Raw genomic sequence first — 15,972 nt, 5'->3', positions numbered from 1 at the left:
ACAACATAATCATTATAAAAAGATGAAGTTGACAACAGAAATAAATCATACTAAAATTGAACTACTTGGAGGCTAGGTATGGAAAAAATAATTGAAGTGAAACACTTATCTTTTGGATATGATGAGGATATATTAACTATAGATGATATCTCATTTCAAATTCAAAAAGGTTCATATACAACAATTTTAGGACATAATGGAAGTGGAAAAAGTACGATTGCGAAACTTCTTATGGGATTATTAGAAAAAAAATCTGGAGATATTATTGTAGGTGGAATCTCCTTATCTGAAGAAACATTAAGTCAAGTGAGAAATCAGATGGGAATTGTTTTTCAAAATCCTGATAATCAATTTATTGGTTCTACAGTGAGGGATGATATTGCTTTTGGATTAGAAAATAATTGTGTTGATCCTGCTTTAATGGATGATATTATTAATGAATATGCTAAAAAAGTTAATATGTATGAATTTTTAGATCATGAACCTACAAAACTCTCTGGTGGTCAAAAACAAAGAGTTGCTATTGCAGGTATACTTGCAATGAGTCCATCCATCATTATTTTAGATGAAGCAACAAGTATGTTGGATCCAAGAGGAAAAAATGAAATAAATGCATTGGTTCATCAATTAAATAAAGATAAAAATATGACAATTGTGTCTATTACTCATGATATTGAAGAAGCAGCTTTATCGGATTATGTCATTTTATTAAGTGATGGGCATGTTGTGGATGAAGGAAAACCAGAAGATGTTCTAATGAAAAAAGATGAAATAGAACGTCTATCATTAGATATCCCGTTTGCCTATAAAGTGAGTGAAGGATTACAGAAGTTAGGAATTTCTATAACAAATCAAATTGATAGAGAAAAGTTGGTGAAAGAATTATGTCAATTACATTCAAAGAAGTAGAACATACATATTCTGCAGATACTCCTTTTGCATATCATGCTTTAAAAGGTGTGAATCTGAATATAAAAAAAGGTAGCATGACAGCACTTATAGGGCATACAGGGAGTGGAAAATCAACACTCATTCAACATATTAATGCACTGTTGTTACCAACTTCTGGTCAAGTACAAATAGAAGATATTTTAATAACCGCAACAAATAAACCCTCATCCTTAAAACCATTAAGAAAAAAAGCGGGACTTGTTTTTCAATTTCCTGAATATCAGCTTTTTGAAGAAACAATACTCAAAGATATTATTTTTGGACCAAAAAACTTCGGAATCAGTGAAGAAGAAGCCATTAAGATTGCTAAAGACATGATTCAACTTGTTGGTTTAGATGAATCTTATTTAGAACGTTCTCCTTTTGATTTATCAGGAGGACAAAAGCGTCGTATTGCTATAGCGGGAATTTTAGCTATGAATCCAGATATTCTGATTTTAGATGAACCTACAGCTGGTCTTGATCCACAAGGAGCTAAAGAGATGCTTCAATTATTTAAAAAAGTGAATCAAGAAGGAAAAACAGTTATCTTGGTATCTCATGATATGAATCAGGTTTTAGAGTACTGTGATGATGTAGTTGTGATGAATCATGGACATGTAGAAAAACATGTAACAGTCAATGAGTTATTTAAAGAAACAGATTATTTAACATCTTTAAGTATTGATTTACCTATAATAACATCCTTTATTTTAAAACTGAATGAAAATGGTTTCCATTTAGATCCTTCTATTAAAGATATCAACGTTTTAATACAAGAAATAGGAGGGCAACTCTATGAATAATATGATGTTTGGAAAATACATACCTATTGATAGTTTTATCCACCGTTTAGACCCAAGATTAAAAATTGGTTCATTACTTTTATTGTTAATTGCAGTCTTTTTTGATGCTGGATTTTTAGGGTATGCTATTTTAGGAATATTTGTGATTATAATGGCATTACTATCACATATTAAAGTTTCCCAAATTTTAAAAGCAATTAAACCAATGATTTTTATGATGGCTTTTTTAATGATCTTTAATCTCTTGTTTATCCAGCAGGGAAATTTACTCATATCTATTGGTTTTATAAAGATTTATGATCAGGCAGTTTTACAAACATTATATATTTTTATAAGATTGATTTTAATTATTGTTATGACAACAATTCTTACAGCAACGACAAAACCCTTAGATTTAACATTGGGAATAGAACATCTTTTATCTCCTTTTAAAAGAATTGGATTCCCTACACATGAAGTCGCTATGATGATTTCTATTGCATTACGTTTTATTCCAACATTGTTAGAAGAAACGCAAAGAATTATGAAGGCTCAAGCCAGTCGAGGTGTAGAATTTTCTGAAGGGACTTTAAAAGAAAAAATTCTTTCTATTGTTTCTTTGATTATTCCTCTATTTATTTCTGCTTTTCAAAGAGCAGAAGATTTAGCTAATGCTATGGAAAGTCGTAATTATAATCCAGAAGCTAAACGTACAAGATATAAACAGCTTGTATGGACAGTATCTGATACGATTGCATTTTTATGTGTCATTGTCATATGTAGTGCAATGGTTATAATGAGTATTGTTTTATGAGAGTAAAATGTATAGTGAGTTATGATGGAAGTCGTTTTCATGGCTTTCAAGTACAAAATCGTGAACGTACAATTCAAGGAGAAATTCAAAAAGCAATCAAAAAAATAAATGAAGTAGAAACAGTCATTCATGCATCAGGCAGAACTGATGCTAAGGTTCATGCCGTTCATCAGGTTTTTCATTTTGATACAGAGAAGACATTACCTGAAATGCAATGGAAAAGAGCTATTAATCATTTTTTACCTAATGATATTTATATTTTGGATGCTCAATATGTTGATGAAAATTTTCATTCACGTTATAGTGCTCTCAAAAAAGAATATCGATATTTATTAAGTACAAAAGAATATGATCCGTTTCAAACAAATTATATTTATCAGTATGGTCGTTCTTTAGATATAGACTTGATGAGAGATGCTGCAAAAATTTTTATAGGAGAACATAATTTTGCATCATTTTGTAGTTATGATCAATATGGAAATACAATTCGTACACTATATACTTTTGATATTGAAGAAGAGGATGGTATCATTACTTTCCGATTAATTGGTAATGGTTTTAGACGTTATATGGTGAGACATCTTGTAGGAGGAATCATACAAGTTGGGGCACATAGAATTGAAAAAGAAAAACTTTTAGAAATGTTAGAAAGCTGTGGTGAAAAGAAGTGCCTTTTTAAGGCAAAACCACAAGGCTTATATTTACAGGAGGTGTATTATGAAGAAGACTAATTTTCATACACATACTTATCGCTGTGGTCATGCAAATGGAACAGAAGAAGATATGGTTCAGGCTGCTATTCATATGGGAATAGAAGAATTAGGTATTTCAGAACACATTCCTTTACCACATTATCGTCAACATCTTTTGAAATCTCTTCCTGCTGTTAGAGGGGTAAGGAGTTTATTATCTCTTGCTTATTCTTTAGTTAAAAATGGTCCTGGAATGAGAATGCCTCATAAAGATTTAGATAGCTATCTGGAAGCTATTGAAGATTGTCAAAAAAAGTATCAGGATCAAATTATAATCTATAAAGGTTTTGAAGCTGAAGGTTTAGAAGAATATTTTGATTATTATCAAAGTTTGCTTTATGAACATAAAGTAGATTATTTGATTTTAGGACATCATTTTCATAAGCATTGTATTCATAATGAATATTTTGGAAAAGAAAATATGAAGAAAAAAGATATTTATCATTATTGTAATGATGTTGAAAAGGCATTAGAAACTGGTTTATTTAGTTACTTAGCTCATCCAGATTTATTTTTAGTTGGGTATAAGGAATTTGATTTAGATGCAAGAACTGTTACTCAAAGAATTTGTGAAAAAGCTAAGGCTTTAAATATTCCATTAGAAGTCAATGCTGGTGGGATACGAAGAGGACTAAGAAATGTCAACGGTGAAAAGATTTATGCATATCCAAATACACATTTTTGGAAAACTGTTGGAGAAGTAGGAAATGATGTTATTTTAGGATTTGATGCTCATGATCCTTCTGATTTTAATGAAGGAATGTATAGACAAATGATGGAGTTTTGTAAAGAACACAATTTGAAAGTTATTGATCGCTTTGATTTTTTACAAGGTCATTTTGAGAAATTTCAAGGAGAATATGATATAAGATAAGAAAGAAAATGATTGTTTTTCTTTCTTTTTTTTTCAACCAGATATTTGTGAGAAACGTTTATATAATGAGGGAAGGTGAAAAATATGCCTGAAATGATTTTAGGAAATTCTTATGAGGATATTGTGGAAGATTATGCAGATTTAATTACAAGAATCTGTATACTTAATTTACGGAATGTAGATGATGCTAAAGACTGTTTTCAAAATGTATTGATGAAATTATTCTTAAAGAAAGATGATTTTCAAGATCAACAGCATTTGAAACGATGGATCATACGTGTAAGTATCAATGAATGTCATAATTATCAAAGATTATTCTATAAACCACAAATCAATATAGATGATGTCATTATTGCTGGACATCAAGAGCAGTTGACATTATTGTCAGAGGTATTAAAACTTCCTAAAAAGAAAAGGAACGTTATGTATTTATATTATTATGAGGGATATAAATGTGCAGAAATTGCATCAATTATGAAGATGAAAGAAAATACAGTGAAATCTCATTTGAAAAGAGGAAGGGAAGAACTTAGAAAAAAGGTTGGTGAGTTTTATGAATAAGTTTAAAGAATTTGACTTAGTGAAAACACCAGAAGACTGGAAAGAATTTAATATAAATCAGCAAAAATATAAATATAGAAAGAAAAAAATCATATATAAAGCAACTATTTGTTTTCTTGTTTTGATATTATCTTTATCTTCGGTTGGGATTGTCTATGCGTTCAATAGTCAATTTCGTCAATGGGTACAGGAACAGTTTCAATCAGAAGAAGTAGAAGTATTGCCACAAAATGAGGATGTTCAGCAGTCTATGCGATTTGAAGATATTTTTCTATGTATGGTACATGGCGATGAAGAAATAATAGATCAAATTCTTGTTTTTCAAGACGGACAATATGCAGAAGGAAAAGTAGAAAATATTCAAGGAGAATATCAAGGACAAAACTATTCATTTGATTATGTGCGTTATCAAGATCATATATATACTTTTCATGAAAAAGGATATATTGTCAATACGTTGAATTTATTAAATGATGATATTCTTTATTTTCAATCAGCAGATATGAACTTATGTTCACTCCATTTAAAAACAAAAGAGATTACCCCTCTAACAAATGATTATAAATCAGTCAACTTTAAAATTTCTCCTAATAAACAGTATATTACAATAAATAAAGATGATAAGTATTGGACTGTTTATTTGTTAAAAACACAATAAAAATCTGATTATCCGCTAAAACACAGTATCTATCAGCATTTTCAAGGAAACAAACACATCAATTTACTACTTATTTACTACTAACGAATGAGCCTTGATACGCAAGTTTTCCTAGATATGCAAAGATATGGTACAACACATCAGTATTGAAACAAGAAAAAATTGAATAACTTATAGACTATGGAACGCCTAACATGACGTTCCTTTTCTATTTCCAGCCGTTCTTATTGGACGGCTATTTTATTACCCAAAATGAAAGGAGCATTAGATTTATGAAAAAGATGTTAAAACGATTGTGTACTGGCTTCTTAGCTCTTGCAACTGTCGTTACTACTTTACCGACGACACCCGTTCATGCAGAAAGCAAGCAATACTGGACGGAGTCAAAAGAGCGTGTCGGTATCGTTGAAAAAGTAATGAATGACGGTTCGATTGGTTCTACTTTTAACGAGGGACATTTGACCGTCGAGGGCGAGGACGCTTACTGTATCGACATTAACACAGATTTTAGGAATGGCTACAAGACCAGAATTGACGCAAGCACCCGTATGAGTGCCGACCAGATAAGCGACGTTGCCTTATCTATCGAATATGTGAAACAGTACACAGACAGCCACAGCGGAATAAGCAACAATCACGCCTACCTTTTAAGACAGCTTGTTGTCTGGCAGAGATTGAGCGTACATCTTGGCTGGCAATGCGACAACGTGAGAGCTTCTTATGATGAAATTCCAAAGGCAACGCAGGACGAAGTTTTCTCTGGTGCAAGAGCCTTTGTCAAAGAAAATAAAGGACGTTATGAATGTGGCGGTTATATCTACTCTGGCGAGGGGCAGGAATTGGGGCAATTCTGGGCGAAGTTAAATATCGGAAATGCGAAACTTAAAAAGGCTACCAGTAATACCAGCATTACAGACGGTAACGGGAATTACTCTATCGCTGGTGCAACATACGGTGTCTTTTCTGATAAGAACTGCACGAAACAGCTTGCCACTCTTACGACTGATGAAAACGGAAATACAGATGTTGTAGAGGTAAAAGCAGGCACAGTCTATATCAAGGAATTATCCGCACCAGCAGGATATAAAGTAGATAAAACTATATATTCCTTAAAGGTTGAAGCTGGAAAAACAGCGACTTTGAAAGTATCTGATACACCAAAAGTAACGGACACGTTGATTGAGCTTTTCAAGATTGATATGGAAACACAGAAAGACAATCCGCAGGGGAACGCTTCTCTAGCAGGTGCGGAATTTACATGGAAGTATTATGCAGGCTTCTATAATAAAGACAATCTCCCTGCCGAAGCTACTCGTACATGGGTTACAAAGACAATCGCTGAAACAGACAGCGACGGGTCAACCCACTACATCACAAAATTTGCGGACGCATACAAAGTATCTGGCGATAGCTTCTATATGCAGGACGGTAAAGCGGTTCTTCCACTTGGAACGCTAACCGTTGAAGAAACAAAAGCTCCAAACGGATACTTGTTAGACGGTGCATATATGCAGGCTGGCGATAAGTCCGAACAGATAAAAGACTTATACCTTACACAGATTACCGAGGACGGCGACCTTGCCGTATTATCTGGAAGTAACCAGTTTTCCGTATCAGATAAGGTTATCCGTGGCGGTGTGAAAATTCAGAAACGAGATTTAGAAACGGGCGATACCAAACCACAAGGAAGTGCAACTTTAAAAGATACTGCCTTTGACATCATTTCCTTAAATGATAATGCAGTATTGGTTGAGGGCAAGCTCTATAAGAAAAATGAAGTGGTAAAGACAATTCGTACCGATATTGAGGGTATCGCTTCTACTTCTGCTGACCTTTTACCTTATGGAAACTTCCGTATCGTTGAGAGCGAAGCACCAGACGGATATTTGACAGACGGTGCAAAACCGATTGATTTTACAATCACAGAAAATGGAAAAATCGTGGACTTAACCGACGAAGCCCATTCTATCTATAATCAGATTAAGCGTGGAGATATTGAGGGTGTAAAAATCGGTGCAGGCACACACAAGCGTCTTGCTGATGTTCCTTTTAGGATCACAAGCAAGACAACGGGCGAAAATCATATAGTTGTAACTGATGATAACGGGCAGTTTTCCACTTCTTCTGAATGGGCTTCGCATAAGCACAATACCAACGCAGGCAAGACCAGCGAGGACGGTGTGTGGTTTGGAACTTCTGAACCAGACGACAGCAAGGGTGCATTACCTTATGATACCTACATCATTGAAGAAATGCGTTGCGACAGTAACAAAGGCTTTGAACTTATCCCACCTTTTGAAATCGTGGTATCAAGAAATAACCTTGTGATTGATTTAGGAACGTTGACTGATGAATACGAAAAAGAAATCTCTATCCATACCACAGCGACCAGCAAGGACGGCGAAAAAACTATCCTTGCAGGAAAAGAGGTAACAATCGTTGATACTGTCAAATTAAACGGGCTTACAAAAGGCACAAAGTATCAGTTGAAAGGTTGGCAGATGTTAAAGGAAGAAAACGCCGAGCTTATCATTGACGGGAAACGTGTAGAAAACGATTATACCTTTGTCGCTGATGATGAAGAAATGAAAGTGGAAATTTCCTATATATTCAATGCGTCTGCTTTAGGTGGCAAGAACCTTGTTACCTTTGAAGAATTGTATGATTTCAGCAATCCAGACGAACCCGTGAAAGTTGCGGAGCATAAAGACATTGAGGACGACGGGCAGACCGTACTTATCACAGAGCGTATCATCAAAATTCATACGACTGCTACCGATAAGGACGGCAACAAAGAGCTTGAAGCTGGAAAAGAGGTAACAATCATTGATACCGTAACCTTAGAGGGCTTAGAAGTCGGTACACAGTACAAACTGGTGGGCTGGCAGATGTTGAAAAAAGAAAATGCCGAGCTTCTTATCAATGGGAAACGTGTGGAAAGTGATTACACTTTTACTGCTGACAGCGAAACTATGAAAGTGGAAGTTGCCTTTACCCTTGACGCTACTTCCCTTGACGGCAAACAGCTTGTAACTTTTGAAGAATTGTACGATTTAAGCAATCCAGACGATCCGAAGAAAGTTACCGAGCATAAGGATATTGAGGATAAGGGACAGACGATTACCTTTAAGGAAAAGCCAAAAGAACCAGAGAAACCCGAAACACCACCGACACCAGAAAAGCCAAACAGACCGAGCGACAGTCCCAAAACGGGCGATAACACAAACCTTTACGGACTGCTTGCACTTCTTTTGACCTCTGGTGCTGGACTGGCAGGTATCTTCTTCTACAAACGCCGTAAAATGAAAAAATCATAAGGCGGTAACGGTATGAGAAAAGAAAAATCACGCTCTCCGCCGAAGTTGTCAAACGGCAGACTTCCGCTTATTCTGGCTTGTCTGCCAACAACCTGCAAGAACACGGATAGTCAAGGGTGCGTAAGCATTGATTTTACCCTTTACTATCTGTGGGATTGCTGGTACTTCCCAAACCGCCAGAATAAGAAATCACAATCAATTTATCAAAAATAGAAAGAAACGAGGTAAAACAATATGGAAATGAAATATGTCGTGCCAGATATGGTACAGTCTTTTGGAACTCTTGAATTTGCAGGCGAAAGTGAGCCAGTCTTTGAAAGAGATAAAAATAACCGCAGGGTCTTAGCAAGACGAAGCTATAACCTTTATTCTGACGTACAGAAAGGCGAAAATGTTGTGGTAGAAATTCCCGTGCAGGCTGGCGAAAAAAAGTTCAAGTATGAACAGAAAGTAAAACTTGTCAATCCGAAGTTATACGGCAGAGGTTATGCAATCGGGGATATGGGACATACCGATTATGTGTTAGTTGCTGATGATATTGTAGCAGTTGAAGAAAAGTAAAGGAGTGAAGAATTTATGAGATTATCAAACGGGTTTGTTATTGACAAAGAGAAAACATTTGGAGAATTAAAATTTACAGCGGTGCGTGATGTGTTCTTACAGAATGAGGACGGGACACCGAGTACCCAGCTTAAAAAGCGTATCTATGATTTGAAGTGCAGTTTGCATGGTGGAATTATCCCCGTGTCTGTACCGCCAGAAGTACCGTTAAGAGAATTTCCGTACAATGCAGTTGTGGAGCTTGTCAATCCAGTAGCCGATACGGTATCAAGAAAGACCTATACGGGTGCAGATGTGGACTGGTATGTAAAGGCAGAGGATATTGTATTGAAGAATAAAGGCAATCAAAACGTAGGCAGTCCACAGAACCATACACCGCAGGGACAGCCGAAAAAATAGGCTTGCTGAATAGATTTTCGTTGTAGCGGATATATAAAACTGTTATAATATGGGTATGAAAAATTTAATTATAAGGAGTGCTGTTTATGATAAGAGCTATTATATTTGCTGTATTCGTTGTCCCTATTATATCTCTCGTATTAGATAAGACACAAAAAGCAACTAAAAAAGAAAAATTCACAAATACTGTTTTTGTATCACACGCCTATCAAACAGTATGTCATATTTGTTCATTGATAATGGTAGGAATTGCAATAGCTTTAGGATTGTTCATGGGATTTGATAATACGGTGGGACACTCTGTTGTTTTTGCTATTTTTGTTCTATTGATTGAATTTTGTGCGTGGGCATTAAAAAGACATAAGGTAGTAATTGACGGAAATAATTTGCGTATTACTCCTGCTGTTGGAAGAACAAGAGAAATTTCATTTAATGATATTTCCCGTTGCACAGAAAAAGAGCAAATAGGATTGAAAATATTTGTAGGAAACAAAAAAATTTGTACAGTTTCTTGCGACTGTGTTGGATATAAAGAATTTCTTGAAATGTTAAAAGAGAAAAATTTACTCTAATACGTTTCGCCCAAATAAACAGTTATATTATTTTAGCAGTTAGTCTTAGGATTGACTGCTTTTTTCATACCCAGAAAGGAGTGATTGATTTATGCAAAAGATTTTTAACAAAGGACACCGTATCAGAGCCAGCGACAAGCACCTTGTCTACCACTTTTCCATAGGAACGCTTCTGTTTGTATTCGTGGCGGTTCTCCTGCTACTGAATATCAAACAGCTCATGCGTACTGATTGGGAACATTTCAGCTTGTTAGAGAACGGCTTGACGCTTTCCCCTTACAACTTCATAACTATACTGATAGCGACTGGTGTTTGTGCATTGGTCGTTTTTCTGTATTACCACTTCTGTTACGATAGTTTCAAGAAGCTCCTGCACCGTCAAAAGCTGGCAAGAATGGTACTGGAAAATAAGTGGTATGAAGCCGATACCGTACAAGACAGCGGTTTTTTTACTGACCTGCAAAGCAGATCAAGGGAAAAAATCGTCTGGTTTCCAAAGATTTATTATCAAATGGAAAAGGGACTGCTTCATATCCGCTGTGAAATTACGCTGGGAAAATATCAAGACCAGCTTTTACGGTTAGAGGATAAATTGGAAAGTGGCTTATATTGTGAGCTGACCGACAAGACCCTGCATGACGGCTATATTGAATATACCCTGCTTTATGATATGATAGCGAACCGCATTACCATTGATGAAGTACGGGCAGAAAACGGCTGTCTGAAACTGATGAAAAATCTTGTCTGGGAATATGACGCACTCCCTCACGCTCTGATTGCTGGTGGAACGGGTGGCGGTAAAACTTATTTTCTGCTGACGCTTATTGAAGCCTTACTGCATACCAACGCTGTCCTTTACATCTTAGACCCGAAGAACGCTGACCTTGCAGACTTAGGGACAGTTATGGGAAATGTGTATCACACCAAAGAAGAAATGATTGATTGTGTCAATGCCTTTTATGAGGGAATGGTACAGCGAAGTGAGGAAATGAAGCAACACCCGAACTATAAGACGGGCGAAAACTACGCCTATCTGGGACTGCCACCCTGCTTTCTTATCTTTGATGAATATGTGGCATTTTTTGAAATGCTGGGGACAAAGGAAAGCGTGGGCTTGCTTAGCCAGTTAAAGAAAATCGTTATGTTAGGACGACAAGCAGGTTATTTCCTTATCGTTGCCTGCCAGCGTCCAGACGCAAAGTATTTCTCTGACGGTATCAGAGATAACTTCAATTTCCGTGTGGGACTTGGGCGTATCAGCGAATTAGGTTACGGTATGCTGTTCGGTTCAGATGTGAAAAAGCAGTTTTTCCAGAAGCGTATCAAGGGGCGTGGCTATTGTGATATGGGAACAAGCGTGATAAGCGAATTTTACACGCCTTTAGTCCCCAAAGGACATGATTTTTTACAAACAATCGGCAGGCTTGCACAAGAAAGACAAGTCATGCCAGAACAACAAGGAAAGGAAGATGTGATTGAATAAGGACACATTAAATGTTTATCACGCACCCACAGAGAAAAACTACCTCTGTTTGTGCTTGAATACAGATATTTTTACAACGGATTGCAGGAAATATATGTTAGATTGTTTTTTAGATTATTCTGTCAATCCAAATCTGCGATTTCATTCAAGGATAGATAAAATCATTGATGATGTTATTCGTGAAAAAATCAACATTCCTCATAAGTTTAGAATGAGGTTGGAAAGTAGACATTGCGTTGAAAGCAGGATAATCTATTTTCGATTTCGAGTTTTAGATAAGGCTTGTCTGCAATGTAATGTATTTCTTAAAGGGCTGTCTGAAGAAATGAAAGAAGCACTTTCAGATGAAAGAATAGATTTTGCGGTTATCTATGAGGGCATACAAGGTTCACAGCAGGACACAGACACGGACGACAAGGACGGGTTTTGCGGTTCTCAACCGCAAGTTCCGTTCTTGGCGGACGGGGCTTGTCCCGTCCGCTGATAAAACCCCTCGGTATCTAACAGAGGGGTACGTTTGCAAATAGACAATAGACAAAAAACATAGGAAACATAAGGCTTCTGGCATGGTTTCCTAGCAAAAATCGGCTGTGAAGTCGCCTAAAAAAACTTCACACTTTACAGATTGGGGGTATGGTTCTGAATGAAGAACAATGGATAAAAGAATTACGGGAGAAACGGATTGCTTACGGTATCTCACAAGGCAGGCTGGCGGTGGCTTCTGGTATCACAAGAGAATATCTCAATAAGATAGAAAGCGGAAAAATGAAGCCGTCAAAGGAGCTTTTGGAAACTCTGCATAAAGAACTGGCAAGGTTCAATCCAGAAGCACCGCTTACCATGCTGTTTGATTATGTGAAAATTCGTTTTCCCACGCTGGATATACAGCATATCATCAAAGACATATTAAAACTGAATATCAACTATATGCTCCATGAAGATTATGGACATTACAGTTATACGGAGCATTACTCTTTAGGGGACATCTTTATCTATACGTCGGCTGACGAAGAAAAAGGTGTCCTTTTAGAGTTAAAGGGGCGTGGTTGCAGGCAGTTTGAAAGTTACCTGCTGGCACAGCAAAGAAGCTGGTATGACTTTCTCATGGACGCACTCGTAGACGGTGGCGTGATGAAGCGTATCGACCTTGCTATCAACGACCATACGGGCATTTTGGATATTCCAGAGCTTGCGGAAAAATGCAGAAAACGGGAATATATCGGAAAGTCCAGAAGTTATAAGTTTTACCAGTCGGGCGAGCTTATCAAGCATAGAGAGGACGACAGAGAATATATGGGACGCACCCTTTATCTTGGTTCGCTGAAATCAGATGTGTATTTTTGTATCTATGAAAAGGACTATGAGCAGTACGTCAAGTTAGGGACACCGCTTGAAGAAGCCGACATTATCAACCGTTTTGAGATACGGCTTAGAAATGAACGTGCCTATTATGCAGTACGAGATTTGCTGACCTATTATGACGCAGAGCAGACCGCCTTTTCTATCATCAACCAGTATGTACGGTTTGTTGATGAAGAACCCGACAAGCGAAAAAATGAATGGAAACTCAATGACCGCTGGGCTTGGTTTATTGGCGATAACAGACAGAGCTTGAAGCTGACGACAAAGCCAGAGCCTTACACCTTAGACCGCACATTGCGTTGGGTACAAAGGCAGGTAGCACCAACCTTGAAAATGCTGAAAAAGATTGATAAAGGAAACGGTACAGACTACATGGAAACAATCGAACAGCAGGCAAAGCTCACAGAAAAGCATAAAATGATAATCAAACAGCAGACGACCCCTGCAAAAGATTTGGTGGAAAGTTAGGAGTGATAAAAAATGTGGGTATTATTAAAAGATTTCCTGCTGGTATCTATGGGAATGGGTATCGGCGTAGTCTTGATGTGTATTTTGAATGTCGGCAAAGAAGCTGACTATGAAATGAAACAATTAGAAGAAAGTGAGGACAATTAAATGAATTTCGGACAAAATTTGTATCAATGGTTTTTATCAAACGCACAGAGCTTAGTGCTTATGGCGATTGTGGTTATCGGTATCTACTTAGGGTTCAAGCGTGAGTTTTCAAAACTTATCGGCTTCTTGGTAGTTGCCTTGATTGCTGTCGGTTTGGTATTCAACGCTGGCGGTGTGAAAGATGTATTGTTAGAGCTGTTCAATAAGATTATCGGTGCATAAAATTTTATTGTGGTGCTGATATGCGAATGTTATAATGTGGATATGAAACACAGTATCTAGGAGTGATGGAATGAAATATATAATGCTTCACGGTTTGGGACAATCTTCTGAAAGTTGGAGTGATACCGTAAAAGTATTCAATGATGATTTTGAAGTTTTATGCCCTAATTTATCAGATTGGCTTTTTGGAAAAATACCATGTTATGATACATTGTATCGGACATTGGAAACATACTGTGAACAGTTTGAAGAACCGCTAAATATTTGTGGACTTTCTTTAGGTGGTATTCTTGCTATGCAGTATGCGATAGAACACCCAGAAAAAATGAACTCATTAGTGTTAATAGGCACACAATATGAAATGCCAAAGTATCTGTTAAAAATGCAAAATCTGATATTCCGTATTATGCCTTGTTCAGCATTTGAAAAAATGGGTTTTCAGAAAACAGATTTTATCAATCTATGCAAATCTATGACAGAACTTAATTTTAAACATGAACTGAAAAAAATATCATGTTCGGTACTTGTTGTCTGTGGCGATAAGGATAAGATAAATAAAAAAGCTTCTTTAGAATTGCAACAACAGATAGAAAACGCAGAAATAGCTATTATTGAAAATGCAGGACATGAAGTAAATACAGATAACCCAACACTACTAGGGCAAAAGTTAAATGTATTTTTCAAACAATATGTCTGATAAACAATTTCATATCCATACACACAAAGCAGTTAGTCTTAGGATTGACTGCTTTTTTCATACCTAAATTTCAGATTGGAGTGATGAAATGAACGATATTTTTAAGGATATGCAGGCAAAAGTCGGCTGTGAATACATTTCCGACCTGCCCTCTTACAAGCGTAAGGTGTGGCATGAAATGAAACGGCTGAACCCTGCCGACTATGAAGAAAGACAGTTAGAAGATTTTTCTAAATATGTGTTTGGTATCTCATACCAGAACTTAAAAGATGTGATGAACCAACAGAAAGGACGTGAGGAACAATGCAGGAAACAAGGGTACTGGTGGAAACGAGAGGAACAACTGACGAAGAAACAATATCATACTGGTTCGACCTGCCGATAGATGTTGCCGAGTTTGAAGAAAAGTTAGGTATCGGTGCAGAAAGTGGGGATTACTGTATTATCGAAAAGGTGTTGCCTTATGCTGATGAAGTTCACGAACATACAAGCGTGTATCAGCTCAACGAATTAGATTTTATGTACCGCCAGCTTTCAAGTGATATGCAGGAAGAATATGTATCACTTCTGACCGTATATGACAATTTAGAAGCACTTTATATTTGCAGGAACGTGATTACGGTTTATCCTGACTGCAAAAGCATGATAGATGTTGCAAGGCAAAAGCTGATGAACGACCCGACATTTAAGCATTTATCCGAGGACTGTCAAGAATATTACTTTGACTTTGAAGCCTATGCTTCTCACTTGCAGGAACACGGGAAATTTTTAGTAACAGAACACGGTATCTTTGAACTGCCAGAGTAGGAAATGAGGTGGTGGTTATGATTGATGATATGGCGGTTTACATTGCTAATCTTGGCAAATACAATGAGGGATATTTAGTCGGTGCTTGGTTCACGTTTCCCATTGATGAGGAAGATGTAAAAGAAAAAATCGGCTTGAATGAACAGTATGAGGAATACGCAATCCATGATACCGACAACTTCCCCATTGCGATTGGCGAGTATGTTTCCATTGAAGAACTCAATGAGATGTATGAAATGATAGAGGAACTTCCCGACTATATCGTAGAGTGTCTGGACGAATTTATCAGCCACTACGGGACGCTGGAAGAAGTCGTGGAACACAAGGACGATATTTATTATTATCCCGACTGTGAAACCATGACAGACGTTGCCTACTACTACATAGACGAATTGCAGGCACTTGGCGACATTCCACCCAGCTTACAGAACTACATTGACTATGAAGCCTACGGGCGAGATTTGGATATGGGCGGTTGCTTTATTGAAACAAGCCGAGGTATGTGCGAGATACCATATTAACGCTGGAAGATCAGCGACAAGCATTGTTGCTACTGACAGCGT

The 15,972-nt window shown here is 36.9% G+C and carries 19 protein-coding genes and 1 pseudogene; all 20 read left to right on the top strand.

Annotation, left to right across the window (positions count from 1 at the left end; genetic code table 11):
* Positions 1-78 precede the first annotated feature (78 nt).
* Positions 79-909 (top strand): energy-coupling factor transporter ATPase, encoded by an 831-nt coding sequence (locus ACGHJ8_RS11515; protein ID WP_087357976.1) that lies wholly within the window; start codon positions 79-81, stop codon positions 907-909.
* The gene (locus ACGHJ8_RS11510; RefSeq protein ID WP_087357977.1) at positions 885-1,736 is read left to right on the top strand and encodes an energy-coupling factor transporter ATPase; all 852 of its coding nucleotides are present in this window, start codon (positions 885-887) and stop codon (positions 1,734-1,736) included. Before ACGHJ8_RS11515 ends, ACGHJ8_RS11510 begins: the two co-directional genes overlap by 25 nt.
* Positions 1,729-2,529, top strand: a complete 801-nt coding sequence (locus tag ACGHJ8_RS11505) for an energy-coupling factor transporter transmembrane component T family protein (protein WP_390540467.1) — start codon at positions 1,729-1,731, stop codon at positions 2,527-2,529. The genes ACGHJ8_RS11510 and ACGHJ8_RS11505 overlap by 8 nt, the downstream gene beginning before the upstream one ends.
* Complete coding sequence (gene truA / locus ACGHJ8_RS11500; protein WP_087357979.1) at positions 2,526-3,260, top strand: tRNA pseudouridine(38-40) synthase TruA; 735 nt, start codon at positions 2,526-2,528, stop codon at positions 3,258-3,260. The genes ACGHJ8_RS11505 and truA overlap by 4 nt, the downstream gene beginning before the upstream one ends.
* Positions 3,247-4,155 carry a histidinol-phosphatase gene (locus ACGHJ8_RS11495; RefSeq protein WP_390540465.1) on the top strand — a complete coding sequence of 303 codons (909 nt, stop codon included), beginning with the start codon at positions 3,247-3,249 and terminating at the stop codon, positions 4,153-4,155. Before truA ends, ACGHJ8_RS11495 begins: the two co-directional genes overlap by 14 nt.
* An 84-nt stretch (positions 4,156-4,239) precedes the next feature.
* Entirely contained in the window at positions 4,240-4,716 is a 477-nt protein-coding gene (locus ACGHJ8_RS11490; protein ID WP_390540463.1) for an RNA polymerase sigma factor, read from the top strand.
* A complete protein-coding gene (locus tag ACGHJ8_RS11485; RefSeq protein ID WP_390540460.1) occupies positions 4,709-5,374 on the top strand; it encodes a hypothetical protein in 666 nt (221 codons plus the stop codon). The genes ACGHJ8_RS11490 and ACGHJ8_RS11485 overlap by 8 nt, the downstream gene beginning before the upstream one ends.
* Before the next feature lie 272 nt (positions 5,375-5,646).
* Positions 5,647-8,691, top strand: a complete 3,045-nt coding sequence (locus ACGHJ8_RS11480; RefSeq protein WP_009273766.1) for an SrtB-anchored collagen-binding adhesin — start codon at positions 5,647-5,649, stop codon at positions 8,689-8,691.
* Between the two features lie 234 nt (positions 8,692-8,925).
* Positions 8,926-9,252 carry a YdcP family protein gene (locus ACGHJ8_RS11475; RefSeq protein WP_004843348.1) on the top strand — a complete coding sequence of 109 codons (327 nt, stop codon included), beginning with the start codon at positions 8,926-8,928 and terminating at the stop codon, positions 9,250-9,252.
* A gap of 15 nt (positions 9,253-9,267) precedes the next feature.
* Positions 9,268-9,651 carry a YdcP family protein gene (locus ACGHJ8_RS11470; RefSeq protein ID WP_004843349.1) on the top strand — a complete coding sequence of 128 codons (384 nt, stop codon included), beginning with the start codon at positions 9,268-9,270 and terminating at the stop codon, positions 9,649-9,651.
* A gap of 86 nt (positions 9,652-9,737) precedes the next feature.
* Complete coding sequence (locus tag ACGHJ8_RS11465) at positions 9,738-10,223, top strand: DUF6560 family protein (protein WP_004843350.1); 486 nt, start codon at positions 9,738-9,740, stop codon at positions 10,221-10,223.
* Positions 10,224-10,314: 91 nt separating this feature from the next.
* A complete protein-coding gene (locus ACGHJ8_RS11460; RefSeq protein ID WP_004843351.1) occupies positions 10,315-11,706 on the top strand; it encodes an FtsK/SpoIIIE domain-containing protein in 1,392 nt (463 codons plus the stop codon).
* Between the two features lie 94 nt (positions 11,707-11,800).
* Entirely contained in the window at positions 11,801-12,190 is a 390-nt protein-coding gene (locus ACGHJ8_RS11455; protein ID WP_004843352.1) for a hypothetical protein, read from the top strand.
* A gap of 149 nt (positions 12,191-12,339) precedes the next feature.
* A complete protein-coding gene (gene mobT, locus ACGHJ8_RS11450; RefSeq protein ID WP_025489600.1) occupies positions 12,340-13,536 on the top strand; it encodes a MobT family relaxase in 1,197 nt (398 codons plus the stop codon).
* Positions 13,537-13,569: 33 nt separating this feature from the next.
* A pseudogene (locus ACGHJ8_RS11445) lies at positions 13,570-13,683 on the top strand (DUF3789 domain-containing protein); the annotation flags it as partial.
* Positions 13,684-13,905: a hypothetical protein gene (locus ACGHJ8_RS11440; RefSeq protein WP_002323342.1), complete on the top strand. Its 222-nt coding sequence runs from the start codon at positions 13,684-13,686 to the stop codon at positions 13,903-13,905.
* Positions 13,906-13,975: 70 nt separating this feature from the next.
* Complete coding sequence (locus tag ACGHJ8_RS11435; RefSeq protein WP_022620533.1) at positions 13,976-14,602, top strand: alpha/beta fold hydrolase; 627 nt, start codon at positions 13,976-13,978, stop codon at positions 14,600-14,602.
* An 88-nt stretch (positions 14,603-14,690) separates the two neighbouring features.
* Entirely contained in the window at positions 14,691-14,987 is a 297-nt protein-coding gene (locus ACGHJ8_RS11430; RefSeq protein WP_074038079.1) for a conjugal transfer protein, read from the top strand.
* Positions 14,906-15,409 carry an antirestriction protein ArdA gene (locus tag ACGHJ8_RS11425; RefSeq protein WP_025489601.1) on the top strand — a complete coding sequence of 168 codons (504 nt, stop codon included), beginning with the start codon at positions 14,906-14,908 and terminating at the stop codon, positions 15,407-15,409. The genes ACGHJ8_RS11430 and ACGHJ8_RS11425 overlap by 82 nt, the downstream gene beginning before the upstream one ends.
* Before the next feature lie 17 nt (positions 15,410-15,426).
* On the top strand, positions 15,427-15,930 hold the full coding sequence (locus ACGHJ8_RS11420) for an antirestriction protein ArdA (RefSeq protein WP_002323345.1): 504 nt from the start codon (positions 15,427-15,429) through the stop codon (positions 15,928-15,930).
* Positions 15,931-15,972: the final 42 nt, after the last annotated feature.

Source organism: Massiliimicrobium timonense (assembly GCF_042850985.1).
Lineage (GTDB): Bacteria > Bacillota_I > Bacilli_A > Erysipelotrichales > Coprobacillaceae > Allocoprobacillus.
The sequence above is the reverse complement of the archived record's forward strand: the minus strand, read 5'-3'. Positions and strand labels throughout refer to the sequence as shown.